This is a genomic window from Thiomicrorhabdus sp., assembly GCF_963662555.1.
Lineage (GTDB): Bacteria > Pseudomonadota > Gammaproteobacteria > Thiomicrospirales > Thiomicrospiraceae > Thiomicrorhabdus.
The window spans coordinates 351,427-371,819 of sequence record NZ_OY759719.1; the positions used below are offsets into that span (position 1 = coordinate 351,427).

Consider the following 20,393-nt stretch of genomic DNA (forward strand, 5'->3'; position numbering starts at 1 on the left):
GTTTTGGGTTTTAGACTTTGATAATTAAGTTTTTCTAAATTACTTTCCTAAAACGTCTTTAAGTGCCGCTAAGCAGAATAGAACTTTTTCTGGTCTTGCACTATCACCCATTAAACCGATGCGCCAAACTTTACCTGCAAGTGCACCTAAGCCAGCACCAATTTCAAGATTGTATTGGTTAAGTAACTGGCTACGTACTTCAGCATCATCAAACCCTTCAGGAATAATAACTGAGTTTAACTGTGGTAAACGCTCACCTTCTGGTACTACAAAGTTAATACCCATTGGCTCTAGACCTGCTTTAAGTTGTTCATGAGCTGCTACATGACGAGCATGTGAAGCTTCTAAACCTTCTTCTTTTAGCATAACTAAAGATTCATGCAACGCATATAAGGTGTTAACAGGTGCAGTATGGTGATAAGCACGTTTTGCACCTTGACCCCAATAACCCATAACTAAGTTAAGATCCATAAACCAACTTGGTACACGAGTTTTGCGATTACGAACCTTATCTAAGGCTTTTTCGCTAAAACTTACTGGCGATAAACCAGGAACACAAGATAAACATTTTTGAGTACCAGAATAGATAGCATCAATTCCCCACTCATCTACCTTTAACTCTACACCACCGAGTGATGTTACTGCATCAACAATAGAGATACAGTTATGGTCTTGTGCAATTTTACAGATGGTTTTTGCATCAGATAAAGCTCCAGTAGAAGTCTCAGCGTGCACAAATGCGACAATTTTAGCGTCTGGGTGAGCTTTACACGCATCTTCAACTTTTGAAGGCGTTACTGCTGTGCCCCACTCATCTTCAACCACAATCGCTTCACCACCAAAACGCTCAATGTTCTCTTTCATGCGTCCACCAAACACACCATTGATACAAACAATGACTTTATCGCCTGGTTCAACAAGGTTTACAAAACACGTTTCCATACCTGCAGACCCTGGAGCAGAAACAGGCATTGTTAAAGCATTTTCTGTTTGAAAAGCGTATTTTAGTAGTTCCTTGATTTCATCCATCATGCCGACAAAGGCTGGGTCAAGGTGTCCAATTGTTGGACGGGCCATTGCTGAAAGCACTCTTGGGTGAATGTCTGATGGTCCTGGCCCCATCAATGTACGAATTGGTGGATTAAAAGATTGCATATTGGTTACCTTTTTTTAATAATAATAGGTTAATCAAAGTTGATTCAAATCAAGTTTTTCACAATTATAGTGTCAAACGCGTGTAATACACAAGGTTAAAAATGGATGTTATTCAAGCTTTAGAAGAAGCCTTAAATAAAAACTGTATCCTTTCGAGCGAAGAGGCCTGTCGTCCTTACGAGTGTGATGGACTCTCGGCCTATCGTCAGAAACCATTGGCTGTGGCGTTGCCAGAAGATGTTGAGCAGGTAAAACAAGTACTCAAAATCTGCAAAGCCTATAATACGCCGGTTATTACTCGTGGTTCTGGTACTGGCCTCGCTGGCGGAACCTTACCGTTAGAGAACAGCGTAATCTTAGGTTTATCAAAACTCAATAAAATTATTAGCGTTGACCCATTACAACGTACCGCTATTGTTCAACCTGGGGTAAGAAATGTGATGGTTTCTGAAGCTGCGGCTAAATACGGTCTGTACTATGCCCCAGACCCTTCATCACAAGTTGCTTGCTCTATTGGTGGTAATGTCGCTGAGAACTCTGGCGGCGTACACTGTTTAAAATATGGCCTAACTGTTCATAATGTTACTTCATTAACCGTATTAGATATGGATGGTGAAATCATTCGCTTTGATGAAAAAGACGATGGCCTTGATCTACTTGCCCTATTAAATGGCTCAGAAGGCCTATTAGGTGTAATTGTTGAAATTAAACTCAAACTGATTCCTAAACCAGAAGCTGCTCAATTAGTGATGGCTGCCTTTAACTCTGTTACAGCTTGTGCTGATGCGGTTACCAGTGTATTAAAACAAGGTATTGTGCCTGCAGGCCTAGAGATGATGGATAAATTCTCTATTCAAGCGGCTGAGGACTTTGCCCAGGTAGGTTACCCCGTTGATGCAGCCGCTTTGCTATTATGTGAAGTAGATGGCAGTCATGACCAAGTTAAGGTTGATAGCCAGAGAGTTGCAGATATTTTGAGTCAAAATGGTGCTTACGAAATTCGTATCTCACAAAATGAAACAGAACGTATTGCTCTGTGGCAAGGCCGTAAAAACGCATTTCCAGCGGTGGGACGCTACTCCCCAGACTACTACTGCATGGACGGTACCATTCCACGTAGCAAACTGGCATTTGTTTTGGAAGAGATCTCTAAATTATCTGATAAATATGGCTTAAAAGTCGCCAATGTATTCCATGCAGGCGATGGTAATTTGCACCCGCTTATTCTGTACGATGCAAACAAACCAGGAGAGCTAGAAGAAACTGAAAAATTTGGTGCTGAGATTTTACGTCTATGCGTAGATGTAGGCGGTACCATTACTGGTGAACATGGCGTGGGCGTTGAAAAACTCGACTCTATGTGCCATCAATATCCAGAAGCTGAGCTGGAAATTTTTCATGGTATTAAGAATGTATTTGATAATACAGGCCTGCTAAATCCTGGCAAGGCAATACCCACTTTGCATCGTTGTGCTGAACTGAGTCATATGCATGTTCACAACAACCAATTACCACATCCTGAGCTGGAGCGTTTTTAATGTCAATTGAAAGCTCAATTTCGCACTACGCAGACCAAATTAAACAAGCCGCCGTTGATAAAACCCTCATTCAAATTGCAGGTAATCAAAGTAAAGTTCCGATTTATGATGATGCCCAACTGCTGAGTATTAATGATCATACAGGCATTGTCAGCTATGACCCTGCTGAGTTAGTAGTCACGGTAAAAGCAGGCACGACTCTTAAAGACTTAAGTGCTGCCTTAGCCGAAAACAATCAAATGCTTGGTTTTGAACCACCAGAATACGGCAATTCCACTATTGGTGGTACCTATGCTTGTGCCTTAACAGGCCCTTCTCGACCATTTAGAGGAGGTTTGCGTGACTTTGTATTAGGTACTCAAATCATTGATGGTCAAGGCCGTGAAATGCGTTTCGGCGGCAAAATGCTCAAAAACGTGGCGGGTTATGATGTTTCTCGCATGTTATGCGGTTCTAAAGGCTCTTTAGCTTTAGTTACTGAACTAAGCCTAAAAGTTTTACCTCTACTCGAAGAACGCACCTACTGCATTACCATGCCAGAGGGTGAGGCCATTTTATTAATGAATAAAATGCAAGGTACGGCTTTACCTTTAACTGGTTGTGCCTATTTTGAAGGTAAATTTTATTACCGAGTTGCAGGTGAACATCCTGAACAAGATAACCGTGTTGAAGTGAGTGAAACCACTAACGAGGTTTGGAAAACACTTAACCCGTTCCAACCCAAACTAGAACCTGGTGAAAAACTTTGGCGTTTAGATGTTGAAAGTACCAACCCAGCTATTGAAAACACCATTGCAGTAGGTATGGGTGGCACACGCCGCTGGGTAGCCAGTAAAAATAAGCCAAACCACCCTTATGTCACGCTTTGGCAAGCCCGTTTTGCTCCACGTAATAATGATAAGCCTTGTGTACAACGCATTAAAAAAGGCCTAAAAGATGTCTTTGACCCACATCACATTTTTAAAGATTTATAAGCGACCTGTTTAACTATGCAAACTCAACTACCAAAAGACCTGTTAGCAACAGAAACGGGAAAAACCGCCGACAAAATTTTACGTTCTTGTGTACATTGTGGATTTTGTTTATCTGCCTGCCCTACCTACGGTTTATTAGGAGATGAACTCGATTCACCACGCGGCCGAATCTACCTTATAAAAAGCGTATTAGAAGGTAACGAAGTTACTAACGACACCTTATCGCATTTAGACCGCTGTTTAACCTGTCGTTCTTGTGAAACGACTTGTCCGTCTGGGGTGGAATATGGTCACTTGTTGGATATTGGTCGTGAAATGGCTGAAGAAAAGGGTAACCGTAGTCTGTTCCAAAAAATCGCTCGCTATACCATTCGTAAAAGCTTAACCACCCCCTGGTTTTTTAACTTAACCATTAAAGCGATGCCCTTTTTACGCCACTCTAAAGCGGTACAATTTAGCGTTGAAGAATTAGCGTTACAGCAAAACCTAAAAGATCAGGCGGATGCGTTAAAGTCTAGCGTATTGCTTATATCTGGGTGTGTTCAGCCAGCTTTAGCACCCAATATAAATCAAGCAAGTATTAAGGTTTTAAACCGTTTAGGATTAAATGTTTTAGAAACCCCACAAGACCAATGTTGTGGTGCCGTTGATCATCATTTATCGGGCAATGAAGACGCTCTAAAAAAAGTTAAAACCAATATTGACGCTTGGATTCATTACCTAGACCAGGGGGTAAATGCAATTATCTCTAATGCAAGTGGTTGTGGGGTAATGATTAAAGATTATCCACACCTATTGCGTGAAGATGCCGAATACGCTGAAAAAGCCAAACGTATAGCAGACAACACATTTGATATTGCCGAATTTTTAAGCAAACAAGACCTATCACTTTTTACCAACTATAAAAACAAAAAGGTCACTTTCCATTCACCTTGTACTTTGCAGCACGGACAAAAATTACCAGGCCTGGTAGAAGACTTGTTACGCCGATTGGGTTACCGAATTACCCACGTTAATGACTCTCATCTTTGCTGCGGATCAGCGGGAACCTACTCTATTTTTCAGCCCAAACTATCTAAACAACTGCGAGACAATAAACTCAAAAACTTAACAGAGACCAATCCACCCATCATTGTTACTGCCAATATTGGTTGTTTAATGCATTTGCAAAAAGGTACCAAAACCCCTGTTAAGCACTGGATTGAGTTATTGACAATGGAAACCTAATAAAAGAGACCTTTGCACGAGATGGTTGAACGGATAAAAATTTTTCTCTTTTTACTCTCGCACCCCACTCGTGCAAAGGTCTCATAAAGTTCATAACGTTTCAATATAGACATCATAAAAAGATGTAAACCTATCGCTTAATCTTAGCTATAAACTAAAGGTGTTTATTGTGTGAAATCATTTCATTCATACAATGAACTCTAGATAAAAATTTAAAACCGGGTAAGCGGCTACAAAAATAAAGGAAGCTCCAAAAATGTCTGACATTGAAATTGCACAAAATGCCAAGATGAAGCCAATTATAAACTTAGCGGATGAACTGTTTGGTATTCCAGCCGCTGAGTTAGACCCTTATGGTCACTATAAAGCTAAGCTCTCTTTAGAGTATGTTGACAGCCTGTCTCATCAAAAAGAAGAAGGTAAACTTATTCTGGTTACCGCTATTAGCCCAACCCCTGCCGGTGAAGGTAAAACCACGACCACCGTTGGTTTAGGTGACGCCTTAAATCGTATTGGTAAAAAAACCATTATGTGTTTGCGTGAGCCATCATTAGGCCCATGTTTTGGTATGAAAGGTGGTGCAGCAGGTGGTGGCTATTCGCAGGTCGTTCCAATGGAAGACATTAACCTGCACTTTACCGGCGACTTTCACGCCATTGGTGTAGCCCACAACCTACTTTCTGCCATGATTGATAACCATATCAATCACGGTAACGCCCTAGATATTGACCCCCGTCGTATTAAATGGAAACGTGTCGTCGATATGAATGACCGTGCTTTGCGTAATATCACCATTGGTCAAGGTGGCCCGGCAAACGGTTATTTACGTGAAGATGGTTACGATATTGTTGTAGCCTCTGAAGTAATGGCCATTTTATGTTTGGCGACCAATCGTGCGGACTTAAAAGAGCGTTTAGGACGTATTATTATTGGTTATAAAACTGACCGTGTAACACCTGTATATGCCAGTGACTTAAAAGCTCATGGTGCTATGGCCGCTTTATTAAAAGATGCCATTAAACCGAATATCGTACAAACTTTAGAGAACAATATTGCCATTGTTCATGGTGGTCCATTTGCCAATATTGCACACGGCTGTAACTCCGTTACCGCTACTCAAACCGCTTTAAAACTGGCCGATTATGCCGTTACCGAAGCAGGTTTTGGTGCCGATTTAGGAGCTGAGAAATTTTTAAATATTAAATGTCGCTCTGCTAAATTATCACCCTCAGCAGTGGTTATTGTGGCAACCGTTCGTGCCCTTAAATTTCACGGTGGCGTAGAAAGAGACCATTTAAACCAAGAAAACTTAGAAGCTTTAGAAAATGGCTTTGAAAACCTTGAAAGACATCTACACAATGTAACCCAAAACTTTAAGTTACCTGCGGTAGTGTGCATTAACCATTTTACTTTTGATACTGACGAAGAAACCAGCTTACTGATCAAAAAGGTAGAAGCTTTAGGTGTCAAATGCATTATTTCAAAACATTGGGCCGAAGGCGGTGCTGGTGCTGAAGAGTTAGCACATGCGGTAGTTGAGTTGGCCGAAAACCATACAGCCGGCTTTGAATACCTCTACGACAGTGAAATGCCACTTTGGGATAAAATTGAGACCATTGCTACCAAAATGTATGGGGCTAGCGGCATCTCTGCCAATGCCAAAGTAAAGGCAGAAATTGAACGAATTCAACCTAAATATGGCAACTTGCCGATTTGTATGGCAAAAACTCAAATGTCATTCTCTACTAACCCTATGGCAAAAGGTGCCCCAAGTGGTCATGTGGTAGAAATCAGTGATATTAAACTCGAAAACGGTGCCGGTTTTATTGTTGCCATTGCAGGTGACATGATGACCATGCCTGGCCTACCAAAAGTACCAACCGCTGAACGTATTGATATTGACGATGCGGGTGTAATTACTGGTTTATTTTAAATTTTACCAGGCCTGGTAACTCTCAATATAAAGGGCTTTTTAGCCCTTTTTTGCTTTCTACAGCCCTTTCTATAGCTTTTAACTTTCCCTAACATGTTACAGTTAATTACTTCATTAGAAATGCGATTCATAAAATACTTTGCAACCTAATATATAAGTAAACGCTGTAAACATTTTCTTATTTCTCAAAAGGTTAGCTTAATAAGTGGCATCTTGTTTGCTTTTAAGTTTTTATTCAATTTTAATAACTTCATATTCATTAGCACATAGTGGCTAACTAGGAATATAAATAGGATTGTAATTATGCGCAACAATCAGCCCGTTACTCAAAAAGAATACAAGCTACGAACAGATGCTTTATTGGTGTCTCATACCGATTTAAAAGGCACCATTACTTATGCGAATGAAGCCTTTGTAGAGGCCAGCGGTTATGGCTATGAAGAGTTATTAGGGGAACCGCACAACCTATTACGTCATCCAGATGTACCAGAGCAAGTATTTGCCGACTTTTGGGGCACAATTCAAGCTGGACGTCCTTGGCATCAAATTGTTAAGAACCGTCGCAAAAATGGTGATCATTACTGGGTTGAAGCCAATGCCACACCCATTATTGAAAATAATGAAATCACTGGTTATATGAGTGTGCGAACACCTGCAACAGATGAACAAATTAAAGCAGCTGAAGCCGCGTATCAAGCCGTTGCAAATAAGAAAATAAAATTACGCCATGGCGAAGTAGATAACTTATATCGCCGTTATAACCCGTTAGCTCATTGGCCACCTTTAGTAACCTTAATTCCATCAGTCTTACTGGCTATTTCTAATGAAATCTATGCTTTTGTTTTTAATGATACAAACACAACATTAAATGACCTTGTCATTTTTATGACGCTACTCTCAACTGTGCATGTAATTTATTATTTAAATCGCATCAAAGGTGCAATCGCTTCAATTGATGAAGTTGCCAATGGAAATCTTAACGGACAAATTAATACCCACGGTGCCAATACGGCCGGAACCATTAATAGACGAATTAAAACCTTACAAATACGTTTAGGGGCACAAAAAAACGAAGTCATGACCGCAGCAAGACGCTCTATGCGTTTAGAGGCTGGTTTAGACAACCTTAATACCTACATTATGCTTGCTGATCAAACCGGTACTATTACCTACTTTAATGAATCTTTAAAAGGCTACTTAAAAAAACTCGAACCGACCATTCAGCAAGAAATTAAAGACTTTAAACTTGAAAAACTCTTAGGCAAAAATGTGGCTTGTTTGTTTGAAAAAAATAAACATATTATGGAAAAGCTTATTTTAATGAGCGAAGCTGAAGCCTTTAAATTTGAGTTCTTTGGTGCTCAATTACAACTACTGTTAACGCCTATTTATGACGCTAACAATCGACCACTAGGTGTGGTTATAGAGTGGCAAGATATCTTTCAAGAGCAATACGTACAACAAAGCATTGCCAAATTGGTTGACGACGCTAGTCAAGGTCGCCTGCACTCTAGAGTAAATACAGAACAATTAGAAGGCTTTTATAGAACCTTAGCAGAGGATATTAACCATTTAATGGATGGTCTGCAAAATACTCTACAAGACATCTCTATTTTAATTGGTGGGCTTTCTGGCAAAGATTTAACCATTACCCCACAAGGTGAGCATGAAGGTCAATATGGCTGGACAATAAAAAACTTAGTTAAAGGAATTCAATCACTACGTGAATCATTTTGCAGAGTTAACACCCAAGCTACTGAGGTAACGCAGTCTGCAGAACATGTAGCAAAAAGTAACCAAGAACTGGCTCAGTCAATTAAAAACCAAAGCCGAGAACTTATAAACACCTCATCTTCAATGCGTTCTTTAACCGAAACCGTTACGCATACAGCACAGCAAGCCACAGTTTCTAATGAGCTTGCATTACAAACCCAAAATGATGTTGAACTTGGTAACCAAAGCATGCAAGAGACCATCTTAGCCATGCAGGAAATCGAACAAGTTAGCCAGCAAATTACCGGAATTGTCACCCTCATTGATAGCATTGCATTTCAAACCAACTTATTAGCTCTAAACGCTGCCGTTGAAGCGGCAAGAGCGGGGGAACATGGTCGTGGTTTTGCCGTAGTTGCAGGTGAAGTCAGAAACCTAGCCCAAAAATCAGCAGAAGCGGCTAAAGAAATTAAGACATTAATTGATACAACCGCAGATAAAATTGCTCATGGTACCGCCAAGGTACAAAACACGGGTGATTCACTGCAAGAGATTATTAAGCAAGTACATCAAATGTCAGAAAACATTTCTAGCATTGCAGAAAATGCACAATCACAGTCTCAACAAATTGAGGAAGTAAATGAGACCGTGCGTATTTTAAATAAAGCGGCTGATCATAATTCAACTTTAGTCATGGAAAACTCTTCATTAGCCGACTACCTCAGCGAAGTGGCTGAAAATATGGATGATTTAGTAGGAGCCTTTGAACTAGGAAACTGTGAAGAACTTAAGTCATCTAATGAACAGATAACTAAAGAATCTTTAATTTTAGTAGTGGACGATAATATATCTAATTTAAAAGTAGCGAGCATGTTCCTGCAAAAATCAGGCTATGAGACTAGAACAGCTACCAACGGTAGAGAGGCCATCATCCAATGCAAACGTTATAATCCTAGAGCCATTTTAATGGATATAGAGATGCCAGTTATGGATGGCCTTCAGGCAAGTAAAGAGTTGCGTAATAGCGGTTATTCCAATCCTATTTTAGCTTATACAGGGCATTCAGATTCATACCAAAAAACCATTGAAGAAGCCGGTATGAATGACATTATTCATAAGCCATTAAATATTGAGCATCTTACTCAATCTCTTATGGCATACAGCGTTCAACCGAACAGCACTAGTAGTACCGTCGTCTTAACTAAACGCCAACAGATCATTGATCGCTCAGCAACGGCTAAACAATACAGTGAAATGATAAAAGCCCACCTAGGTTGGAAACGAAAAATCCGCCACTTTATTGATGGTGCTGATATCGGTATGACTCAAGATTCAGCAACTGATTACACAGCTTGTGCATTAGGTAAATGGTATTACCAAGGTAGCGGGCAGCAATTGATGCACCTACCTATGATGAAACAGTTAGGTGAAGAGCATATGGAAATGCACAAACTCATTGGTCTAATCATGGACTCATTCCATATTGATGATTACGAAACCCTTGAAACTGCTATTGAAGCGATGGATAAACAAAGTGATAAGGTGGTAACATTGCTTAATGAATTAATTGATTACGAAGGTTAACAAAATGGTGGATAACAGACCATGACCTTTACATTAATCAATTGAGTTAATTGATTATGTTTTTAAATAATCAGCCCCCCGTTTAGGGGGGTTGTCTATTTAAGACTAATGAGATCTTTGCACTCGTGCAAAGTCTCTGTATCAATATTCAGGATAATGCTTTAAATCTATACAAAGATTTCTCATAGATTTAAAAAATGTGTTTAGATATCTGCCAAATAAATATCGAAAGGATATTACTGTGTCTGAAGTAGCACCTACCCAGTTAGCATCTCAATTTCAAGCGTTAAAAACGCAACTCAACCAACACATCATTGGTCAATCGCACCTAACAGAACGACTTTTAATTGCTCTATTATCTGATGGTCATTTATTGGTAGAGGGCCCACCAGGCCTGGCAAAAACTAAAGCCATTAAAGTGCTTTCTGAAATGCTTGAAGGCGGTTTTCACCGTATCCAGTTTACTCCTGATTTACTTCCTTCAGACATAACAGGTACCGATATTTATCGCCCAGAAACAGGGGAATTTGTTTTTCAATCTGGACCAATTTTTCATAATTTGATCTTGGCAGATGAAATTAACCGTGCACCTGCAAAAGTTCAAGCCGCACTGCTAGAAGCAATGGCCGAAGGTCAGGTGAGTATTGGTAAACGTAGCTTGCCAATGGAAAAACTGTTTATGGTTATGGCCACCCAAAACCCGCTTGAACAAGAAGGAACCTACCCTTTACCAGAAGCCCAGCTAGACCGTTTTATGATGCACGTTAACGTTGACTATCCAAATGCCGAAAGTGAACATCAAATTTTAAAACTGGTTGAAGATGAAGCACGTCAAGCAAATCAACAGCCTAGTTTTTCCCCCATGAGTCAAAATGATCTATTTGCTGCACGTGAAGAAATTTTGAACTTACACATGGCAGAATCAATCAAAACCTATATTGTTGAACTGGTTATGGCAACCCGTGAACCTAAACGTTATGGCGAAGCATTAGCCAGTTGCATTAGTGTTGGAGTAAGCCCACGTGCAACAATTGCATTATCACGCTGTGCTCGCAGTCATGCTTGGTTAAGTGGTAAAAACTTTGTGAGCCCAGATGATGTTCAAGCAGTGATTCACGATGTATTTCGTCACCGATTAATTCTGGATTTTGAAGCCGAAGCTCAAGGCATTACCGCAGATGATATCATTGACCAAATTCTTAATTTTGTGCCAGCAACTTAATGGTTTTTCACTCTGAGTAAGTGATGAAATGATGCAAAAACATCTCACAATATCAAATTTTCAACTTGTTGATCAGCAAGGTTTTTATTATGTCTGAAACTCAGCAAGAAACATCACTCTATAGTGAATTGAAAGATTTGGTGGCTTTTCGGTTTCACGTGAAACAAAAGAAACTGAGTCATCAACAAAATAACATAGCCACTAGCAGCGGTAATCATCTTGCGGTAAAAAAAGGCCGAGGGATGACATTTAGCGAAGTACGTCAATACCAACCAGGTGACGATATTCGTTATATTGATTGGCGAGTGACTGCTCGCACTCAAAAAACTCATACCAAGGTTTTTGTTGAGGAGCATGAACGCCCTACAGTTATAGTCACAGAGCAAACACCTCACTTATTTTTTGGTTCACAGGTGCGTTTAAAAACCGCACAAGCGTTAAATATATCAGCAATTTTAGCTTGGATATCATTGGCCCATAATGAACGTGTTGGCGGCATCTGTTTTAATCATATGCAAAATGTCTGGATACCGCCTAAACGAAATCAACAAACCGTATTGCAGCTACTACAAAAAAGCATTGATATGCAAAGCCAAATGAGCAAACCAACCGCTCCAGACACTAAAGCCTGGGTAGATACTCTGCAACAGCTTCTTAAGGTCAATAAACCCGGAAATAAAGTCTTTTTAGTGGGCGATATGATTCAACTAGCCCAACATGCATCACCTTTATTGCGTAAGCTGAAAAAAAATACCGATGTAACCGCAATTCACATTTACGACAACCTTGAAAAAAATCTTCCCAAACTAGGTTGGCTAAGCATGACCAAAAGTTTTACAAGCGAAAAATTAGTGAAGCTAGATAGCTTTAGATCAAAGACTCGCGATGCTTATCATTCGTTATACCAAGATCAGTGGCAAAATACGCAAGATGTCTTTTCTAAACTCACTATTCCGCTGGTTGAGATAGGCACTCACCAAGAGCCATTAATGAGCTTAGTACATCACAAACTGATTCAGTAACAGAGTGCCATTATGAAAGATATGCAAACCCAACAGGCTCTACTTGAACAACTTAAAGACATACAGTTGCCAGACCCGGTTGGCTGGTGGCCACTTGCTTTTAGTTGGTGGATTCTAATCTTTAGTATTACCTCAATTTTAGTGGGTATAGCTTGGTATTATCTTGATTTAAAACGCCGTAATATCTATCGCAGAACCGCCATTGCCTATATTGATGAGATTTTGCAACAATCCGAATTATCAGATAACGATAAAATCGCTGCAATCAATGCTACGCTAAAACGCGTTGCATTAACGGCCTATGGACGTTTAGTTACCGCCTCTTTATACGATCAAGCTTGGTTAAATTTTTTATCAGAAACCGCAAGTTACATCCCTCAACCCGATCATTTACAAGAGGTATTAAACCTAGCTTATAAACCAAAAGATGAGAATGAAATAGCCGACTCCCAAAATAAAATCTCATCCAAGCAAGCAGTCGATATTTGGCAAGAATACGCAAAAAAGTGGATTAAAGGACATCATCAATAATGCAGTGGCACAACCTGATTGAAACACTTAGTAATCTCAGTTTTATCTGGCCTTGGATGTTAGCTTTTTTGCCACTTCCTTGGATCATTAGCCGCGTCATTAAACCTGCTCAAAAACAACATACACCACTGCTAGCACCACAAATCATTGCCCGTATTGAAGACCAACTCCCTGCCGAAAACCTAGTTGAAGCCAACCAATCTTCTTCAAAAATGCCCTTTTTAGCGATCTTAATGTGGATTAGCTTAATTGTTGCCTCGACCAGACCAGTAATTTACTCAGATACCACACCTTTTCAAATCAGCGGTAAAGAGATTATTTTGGCGGTAGATTTATCTGGCAGCATGCAAAAAGAAGATATGTATTTAGACGGTAATGAAGTCAATCGCTTAGTCGCCGTAAAATCCGTTGTCTCTGACTTTATCGCTCACCGTAAGGGTGACCGAATGGGGCTAATCGTATTTGGTACCCAAGCTTTTTTACAAAGCCCATTAACTTACGATTTAAATACGGTAAACACCCTGCTTAAAGAAGCACAAATTGGTATGGCAGGTAATAACACCGCCATTGGTGATGCCATAGGTCTCACACTTAAACATTTATATAAATCTAAAACAGGCCACAGTGCAGTGCTAATTCTGTTAACCGATGGCTCAAACACCGCAGGTAAAGTTGATCCTCTTGACGCGGCCAAAAAAGCCAAAGAGATGGGCTTAAAAATTTATACCGTGGGCGTAGGTATGGTCAAGTCTAGAACGGGTTTAGATATATTTATGAACAATAAATCGGATATGGACATTGATACTCTTACCAAAATTGCCGACACCACTGGTGGTAAGTTTTTTCAGGCAAATGATACTAAACAGTTAGCTCAAATCTACCAACATATTAATAAACTAGAATCGGTAGAACATAATGTTTACAACTACCGTATGCGTACCGAATATTATCCTTGGCCACTAGGTTTGGCATTTATTCTAAGCCTATTATTGGCTTGGTCACAACTACGAAAAATGGGGGCTTAATAAAGATGATGGAGTTATTAAGTAACATTCATTTTTTAAGACCTTGGTGGTTTTTGGCTTTAATTCCGATTATTTGGATTATCTGGAAAATTTGGCAAACTAACCGAAAACAAGGTGCTTGGTATGAGGTAATCGCCCCCAAGTTCCGCCATTTATTACTTGGAGAAAACAGCTCTTCTGGACCAACCGCCAATGAAAAAATGGGTTACATCGGTTTGATTATTGCCTGGTTTTTTGCCGTGCTTGCTCTATCTGGACCTTGGGTTAAATCGGTTGATATTCCTGCTCAAAAATCACAACAAGGGATTGTAATAGTTTTAGATTTGTCACTTTCTATGTTGGCGGATGACCTACCACCAAACCGTATATCCAGAGTTAAATACAAACTTACTGATTTACTTAAACAATATCCAGAGTACGCAACAGGCATGGTGGTTTATGCGGGTTCTGCCCATACAATTAGTCCAATCTCTGGTGACAACCAAACCCTGTTAGGGCTGTTACCTAGCTTAAACCCAGTAATGATGCCTAAGTTTGGCTCAAACCCTTTACAAGGCTTAAAGTTAGCCCAAAAACTATTTGATGGTGCTCAAATCACCAATCCACATATTATTTGGATTACTGACGATATTGAAAAACAACAAATAGAACCCATTGCCAATTGGATAGATAACCACTCTGCCAGTGTTACCCTAATGACAGTAGGCACCAGTAAAGGTGGTGTGGTTCAAATACCTAATTACGGTTTACTGAAAGACAAAAAAGAAAAGTTAATTCTGCCAAGCGTACCTTTTAAACGATTTGCCGATTTAGCTAAAAAAACCGGGATTAAATGGGTAGAGTTAAAACCTGAAGATACCAGTGTTAAAAACCTTTTACCGCCAGACATCTCATCAACAGAAAACCAAGCTGAATCCAAAACACCTAAAGAGGTTAATCACCCTTTGGATATTGGGGCTTATTTCCTATTTATATTACTACCCATTGTGGCGTTTCTGTTTAGACGCGGTACTTTTTTAAGCCTTTTAGTGGTGGGGATTTTACCTTTGGGCCTACTGACACCGCAACCTAGTTATGCCATGGACTATTTAGCCGAACTGCCCTCAATGTTTAAATCTCTCGACCAACAGGGCTACCAGGCCTGGGAAAATAAAAAATACGGTGCGGCAGAATCTCTATTTGAAAACCAGCAATGGCGAGCCAGTGCCATGTATCGACAGGGTAAATATGCTCAAGCCGCGAAGTTATTTCAATTAGACAAAAGTGCAACGGGCTATTACAACCTGGGTAATGCTCAGGCAATGAGTGGTAAGTTGGCAGAAGCCACAAAATCCTACGAAAAAGCGTTGCAACTAAATCCAAATTTTAAGCAAGCTAAAGCGAACCTTGCCGTTGTTAATAATTTGCTTACTCAACAACCCAAGCCACCTAAACTGCCTCCGCAAAATGACAATAAGGGTCAGTCACCTGAGAATCAACAAAACCCAAAAAATACAAATCAAGACAAACAAGATTCTGAATCAAAGAAGAATAACTCACCACAAAATAACGACAACAAAGACCAGCAAAACAACAAGCAAGATGGTCAACAAAATAATCAAAAAGAGAACCAACAACAAAACTCATCAAAAGACAGCCAGCCAAATAATGGATCTGAAAACCAAGATGGCAAACAAAACAGTCAAAATCAGCAAAATAATAACCAAAATAACGCCGATCAAGCTGGTAATAGCGGTTCTAAAAATGACCAACAAGATCAGCAAAATGACTCTAATAAACAAAGTAGTGGTGCCCAGCCTGATAACTCTGACAATCAAGATACAAGTTCAGCTAATAACTCTTCTTCATCAACAGACGGCTTAGGTGCCAATGATAACAACAAAGGCATAACCGAAGCTGCTAACAGTGACGGTCAATCAGGAAATGATAAAGAAGATAAACAAGCGGTTACCCCTACTAAACTCAATGATTCACTCTCGCCGGACAATAAAAAAACAGGTGAAGGTGATGGTGGTAAACCTAATAAAAAATTATCTGAAAAAGAACAAGCTCAACAAACCTGGTTAAAACAAATTCCTGACCAACCAGGCCTGTTCTTAAAACGAAAGTTTGAATACCAATTCCAGCAAAATCCGCCTTCGGATAATGATGCATCAGAAAAACAGTGGTAAGCGAAATGAAAACATGCCCTATTTACCTAAAAGACGCCAATAAACCTAACCGTTTTGGCCTATTTAAATCTTTGCTTTTAATGCTCTGGCTTATGTTATTTAGCCAGTTTGCCTTAGCCAATAGTATTAGCATAAAAACCGATCGACAAACGGTTGAAATGGGTGACGTCATTACTTTATCCATTCAAACTGACTTTCAGGCTAAGGGCAAGGAACTTGATTTAGACGAACTTAAAAAACAGTTTGATGTCATTAACCAACAGCAAAGTAATCAAATTCAGATTATTAATGGTAAATACTCTTCATTTACCTTGTGGCAAGTGCAAATTTTACCTAAACAAGTTGGTAAATTAACCATTCCGGCTTTTACTATTGATGGCGTAAAAAGTAAGCCCTATACAATCACCGTAAAAAAAGCGGAATACGTTGATGGTAACCCACCCTATTTCTTAGAAGCAGAAACTGATAAAAAACAGGTTCATGTTCAAGAACAGTTTATCTACACCCTGCGTTTTTATCATAAAGGAAGCCTAATTAACGGTAATATTCGCCCGCCTGAATTTAATAATGCGTTAATTGAGTCTTTAAAAGAGCAGTCGGTATTTGGTAAAACCATTAACGGTCAGCAATATACGGTCTATGAATGGCAATATGCTGTGTTTCCGCAGGCAAGTGGTCAATTAAAAATAGCAGGACCTACCTTTACTGGTTTAATTCACTTAAGAGGCAAACAAAAAGGCGTACAGGCGAATTCTAAACCTATTGTCATCAATGTGCTGCCTGCAGAAAAAAGCACGGCCTCATATTGGTTACCTGCTGAACAGGTTACCCTGAATCAAAAATGGGAGGACATGCCTAAAGATATACAAGTGGGTGATAGTTTACGCCGTGTCATTACTCTCACGGCTAAAGGATTAAAAGCCTCTCAACTACCCGCAATTAGTAGTCAAAATGGCAAAGACTTCAAAATATATGCAGACGAAGCCAAATCAAGTCAAAGCCTTTCTGAAGAAGGGGTACAAAGCGTTAAGGTGATTAGTCAGGCAATTATTCCCACCAAACCAGGCACTATTCATTTACCCGATATCAATATTACCTGGTGGAATACCAAAACCCATAAGTTTGAAAATGCGGTTTTAAAAAGCAAACCTTTAACCGTTTGGCCTGCTGAAAATGATCAAAATAAAGCCATTCCTAAACCAACTGGATTGACTCAAAATAGCCAAACTACTGCTGTAAATAACAGTCAAGGTACTGCTAAGTATATGCCTAAATCAAACAATGGTTTAGATGAATCGCCCTCTACTCCTGTTTGGATATGGCTAATTATTGTGTCTGTTTTAGTTTCTATATGGTTAATTACTTTGCTGTTATTGTTACGCACCCGTAAGCAAATTAAAGAGCTTCAAAACCAACCTATGGTTGCGGTCAGTACCCAACCAGCCACTCAGCATACATTTAATAACAAATGGTGTGATTTGCCTCTACCTGAGTTTTATAAAGAACTATTACGCCAATTGCATGAAGACTTTAATATTAAGAGTGTTGATGCCATAACCAATGAACCATTAAGAAAAGCCATCTTTAATCTAGAGGCTCATCTTTTTGCCGGCCAAGAGTTGCAATATAAAACCCAACAAACTATTTGTGATCATTGGGCATCAATGGTGACAGAAACAAATACAGCCAACAAAAAACAAGAAGAGTTAAACTCACTCTATAACAATTAGCTTATTGAATATTGAATTGCTGAATATAAATTTGTTGGACATAAATCCGCTGAAGTTTTGCTCGTTTTTAAAACTTCGCTGAGTATTCATATCCTTTACTTACATAACCCTCATTCAGTTTTTAATCAATTTACCAAGCCTTTATACCCTCTTGCAGGGTGTGGTAAATTGATTATTAACGACTCTAAAACAATCCCATATAAACTAAAAAGCACTCATATGTGAGTGCTTTTTAATTAAATCACAAGCAGTAGTAGCTGCTGATGTTCCTTACCGCTAACTTGTAAAATGTCTTTCTGCAATTTTTTGAACTTCAGGGTAATTGGTTTTACCCGTTCCTAAAATAGGAACTTGCTCTACCAAAATAACGGTTTTAGGAATCATTAAATCTGATACCTGCTTTTCTTTAGCGGCATCTGTGACGGTTTTACGGCTCAAGGTAACGTCATCTGTTACTAAGACTAATTGCTCGCCTTTACGCTCATCTGGTACCGCTACAACAACGTGATGCCCTTCTGGGCTAGCCAAGTTAATATAGGTTTCAACTGCGGTTAAAGAGACCATCTCACCAGCAATCTTGGCAAAACGTTTGGCACGGCCTTTAATCCATACGTAGCCATCTTCATCTACATCCACAATATCGCCGGTATCATGCCAACCATCTAATGGCGGTTGCACAATCCCTGGTTGGTCAGGAAGTAGATATCCCAACATAATATTAGGACCCTTAACATGCAAGCGTCCGCCTTCTTCGATGCCTGGTATAGGTTCAAGACGATGTTCTATAGCTGGCACAAACTGCCCTACCGAACCATGCTTATAACCCATTGGAGTATTTACCGCTAATACTGGTGTGGTTTCTGTTACGCCGTAACCTTCAAAGATTGGTTTGTGATATTTATTAGCGTAAAGTTCACGAGTTTCAGGACGTAGTCTTTCCGCACCTGCCACCATTGCTTTAATACTGTAAAAATCAAATGGATCTGCTTTACGTGCATAACCACTGTAAAAAGTATCTGTACCAAAAATAAAGGTTGAGTTGGTTTGATACACCATCTCAGGCACTACACCATAATGAACTGGTGACGGGTATAAAAAGACCTTTGAACCTTTTAAAATCGGCCACAATAACCCTGCAGTTAAACCAAAACAATGAAAGGTGGGTAAAGCATTAAAAATCTTATCGTAAGAATACACATGAAACACCGCATGGATTTGCTCAATGTTATTGATGATATTACCATGCGATAACACTACCCCTTTTGGTACTCCCTCTGAACCAGAGGTAAACAGAACAACCGCTTCGCTATCAAAAGCACTTTTATATCCTTTTAGGAGGGTTGGTGGAGTGACCAGGCCTGCTAATTTTGAAAACAAACCAATTTGAGTACGAACATCTTCTAAATATAAGAAGTTAACTTTAGCCGATAAACCTTCTATCAAGCTTTCAATCTCAAAAGCTTCCACAAACTTTTTAGAAGTGACAATAGTTTGTAATTCCGCAGTTTCGCAAGCCGATTCAATTGCCGCTTGACCCGCGGTAAAGTTAATCATCGCAGGTACATAACCATAGGCTTGTAATGCAAAAAAGCTGGCCGGCATTCCTGAAACATTGGGCAACATAAGACCAACACGCTTTTGCCCTTTTAGGTTTTTATGCAACGCTTTACCCAAAATTACAGAAGCTTGAGTCATCTTTTTTAAACTCAGTTTTTGGTCGTTAATATCTTCAATACAAATATCTTTTGCCCAAAAACGTTTTTTAGCTTCAACCAAACTCGCAAATAAAGAGTGCTCTACCACCCCTGCATAAAAACTGGCATCGCGTAGTAAATTAAAAACAACTTGTTTGTAATGTTGATGCTTTTCGTGACTTTTAAGCGATTTTTCTACCGAGATTGTGGTGTGCGGCTGTATATGCAACTGTATTTTGGGAAACCACATACGTTTTATAAACGCGAACTTTGTGCCATCTAAGTAAGAGAAATGACTATAAACCGCGCCGCTAATATAAACGGTTAACACTGCGGAATTGGTTTTGTCTGCAATCAGTCCTGTGCCCTCATATACTTTCATTAAAGAGCCGTTGGTGGTGATTCGCCCTTCAGGAAAAATCATGCATTGATTATTTTTTTTAAGCTCATCAATCATATGTTTTGCGGCGTAAGGACTATGAATGTCAACTTTAAAAAAGTGAATCATCGACAAAATAAAACGTTCATGCCATTTTTTGGTGTGAGAAGTATCCACCATAAAGGTAGTTTCACCAGGGATAAATAGATCTAGCAAAGGTCCATCTAATAAAGAAACATGGTTGGCAATAATTAAAATGGGTCGTCCACTGTCTAATGCTTGCTGATAGTTTTGCAAACCTTTTACCTCTACTCGGTAAAGCAGTTTGAACAATATTTTTGCAATAAATTTAAACAACCATTTCATATATTTTTCCTACTCTTACTATCATAGCCAATCGCAAACTTTTAACCTGCAGCTACTTTGGCCATTTACATTTTGGCTCACCAGGGCCTATTTTTTAATTTTAAGGGGGTAAAACAAGCTCTTATACCG

General features: G+C 39.5%; 13 protein-coding genes. 11 read left to right on the forward strand and 2 right to left on the reverse strand.

Annotated elements, in window-relative coordinates; genetic code table 11:
• Positions 1-39 precede the first annotated feature (39 nt).
• The gene (locus ACORJQ_RS01370; protein WP_321325331.1) at positions 40-1,155 is read right to left on the reverse strand and encodes a pyridoxal-phosphate-dependent aminotransferase family protein; all 1,116 of its coding nucleotides are present in this window, start codon (positions 1,153-1,155) and stop codon (positions 40-42) included.
• Positions 1,156-1,256: 101 nt separating this feature from the next.
• Here ACORJQ_RS01370 and ACORJQ_RS01375 point away from each other — a divergent pair, with 101 nt between their 5' ends.
• From ACORJQ_RS01375 to ACORJQ_RS01425, 11 genes are all read left to right on the forward strand, one after another.
• Positions 1,257-2,693 carry an FAD-linked oxidase C-terminal domain-containing protein gene (locus ACORJQ_RS01375; protein ID WP_321325332.1) on the forward strand — a complete coding sequence of 479 codons (1,437 nt, stop codon included), beginning with the start codon at positions 1,257-1,259 and terminating at the stop codon, positions 2,691-2,693.
• Complete coding sequence (locus tag ACORJQ_RS01380) at positions 2,693-3,667, forward strand: FAD-binding protein (RefSeq protein WP_321325334.1); 975 nt, start codon at positions 2,693-2,695, stop codon at positions 3,665-3,667. Before ACORJQ_RS01375 ends, ACORJQ_RS01380 begins: the two co-directional genes overlap by 1 nt.
• A gap of 15 nt (positions 3,668-3,682) precedes the next feature.
• A complete protein-coding gene (gene glcF, locus ACORJQ_RS01385; protein ID WP_321325335.1) occupies positions 3,683-4,894 on the forward strand; it encodes a glycolate oxidase subunit GlcF in 1,212 nt (403 codons plus the stop codon).
• 256 nt (positions 4,895-5,150) lie between these two features.
• Complete coding sequence (locus ACORJQ_RS01390; protein ID WP_321325337.1) at positions 5,151-6,827, forward strand: formate--tetrahydrofolate ligase; 1,677 nt, start codon at positions 5,151-5,153, stop codon at positions 6,825-6,827.
• 303 nt (positions 6,828-7,130) lie between these two features.
• Positions 7,131-10,124: a methyl-accepting chemotaxis protein gene (locus tag ACORJQ_RS01395; protein WP_321325338.1), complete on the forward strand. Its 2,994-nt coding sequence runs from the start codon at positions 7,131-7,133 to the stop codon at positions 10,122-10,124.
• A 241-nt stretch (positions 10,125-10,365) separates the two neighbouring features.
• Positions 10,366-11,346, forward strand: coding sequence for an AAA family ATPase (locus ACORJQ_RS01400; protein ID WP_321325341.1), 981 nt, complete (start codon positions 10,366-10,368; stop codon positions 11,344-11,346).
• An 89-nt stretch (positions 11,347-11,435) separates the two neighbouring features.
• Positions 11,436-12,368, forward strand: coding sequence for a DUF58 domain-containing protein (locus ACORJQ_RS01405; RefSeq protein ID WP_321325342.1), 933 nt, complete (start codon positions 11,436-11,438; stop codon positions 12,366-12,368).
• A 12-nt stretch (positions 12,369-12,380) separates the two neighbouring features.
• Entirely contained in the window at positions 12,381-12,899 is a 519-nt protein-coding gene (locus tag ACORJQ_RS01410) for a DUF4381 domain-containing protein (protein WP_321325344.1), read from the forward strand.
• Positions 12,899-13,924: a vWA domain-containing protein gene (locus ACORJQ_RS01415; RefSeq protein WP_321325346.1), complete on the forward strand. Its 1,026-nt coding sequence runs from the start codon at positions 12,899-12,901 to the stop codon at positions 13,922-13,924. Before ACORJQ_RS01410 ends, ACORJQ_RS01415 begins: the two co-directional genes overlap by 1 nt.
• A 5-nt stretch (positions 13,925-13,929) precedes the next feature.
• On the forward strand, positions 13,930-16,095 hold the full coding sequence (locus tag ACORJQ_RS01420; protein ID WP_321325348.1) for a VWA domain-containing protein: 2,166 nt from the start codon (positions 13,930-13,932) through the stop codon (positions 16,093-16,095).
• Positions 16,096-16,100: 5 nt separating this feature from the next.
• Positions 16,101-17,825, forward strand: coding sequence for a BatD family protein (locus ACORJQ_RS01425; protein ID WP_321325350.1), 1,725 nt, complete (start codon positions 16,101-16,103; stop codon positions 17,823-17,825).
• A gap of 276 nt (positions 17,826-18,101) precedes the next feature.
• Here the strand turns inward: ACORJQ_RS01425 and ACORJQ_RS01430 are convergent, their stop codons facing one another.
• Positions 18,102-20,264 (reverse strand): AMP-binding protein, encoded by a 2,163-nt coding sequence (locus ACORJQ_RS01430; protein ID WP_321325351.1) that lies wholly within the window; start codon positions 20,262-20,264, stop codon positions 18,102-18,104.
• Positions 20,265-20,393 lie beyond the last annotated feature (129 nt).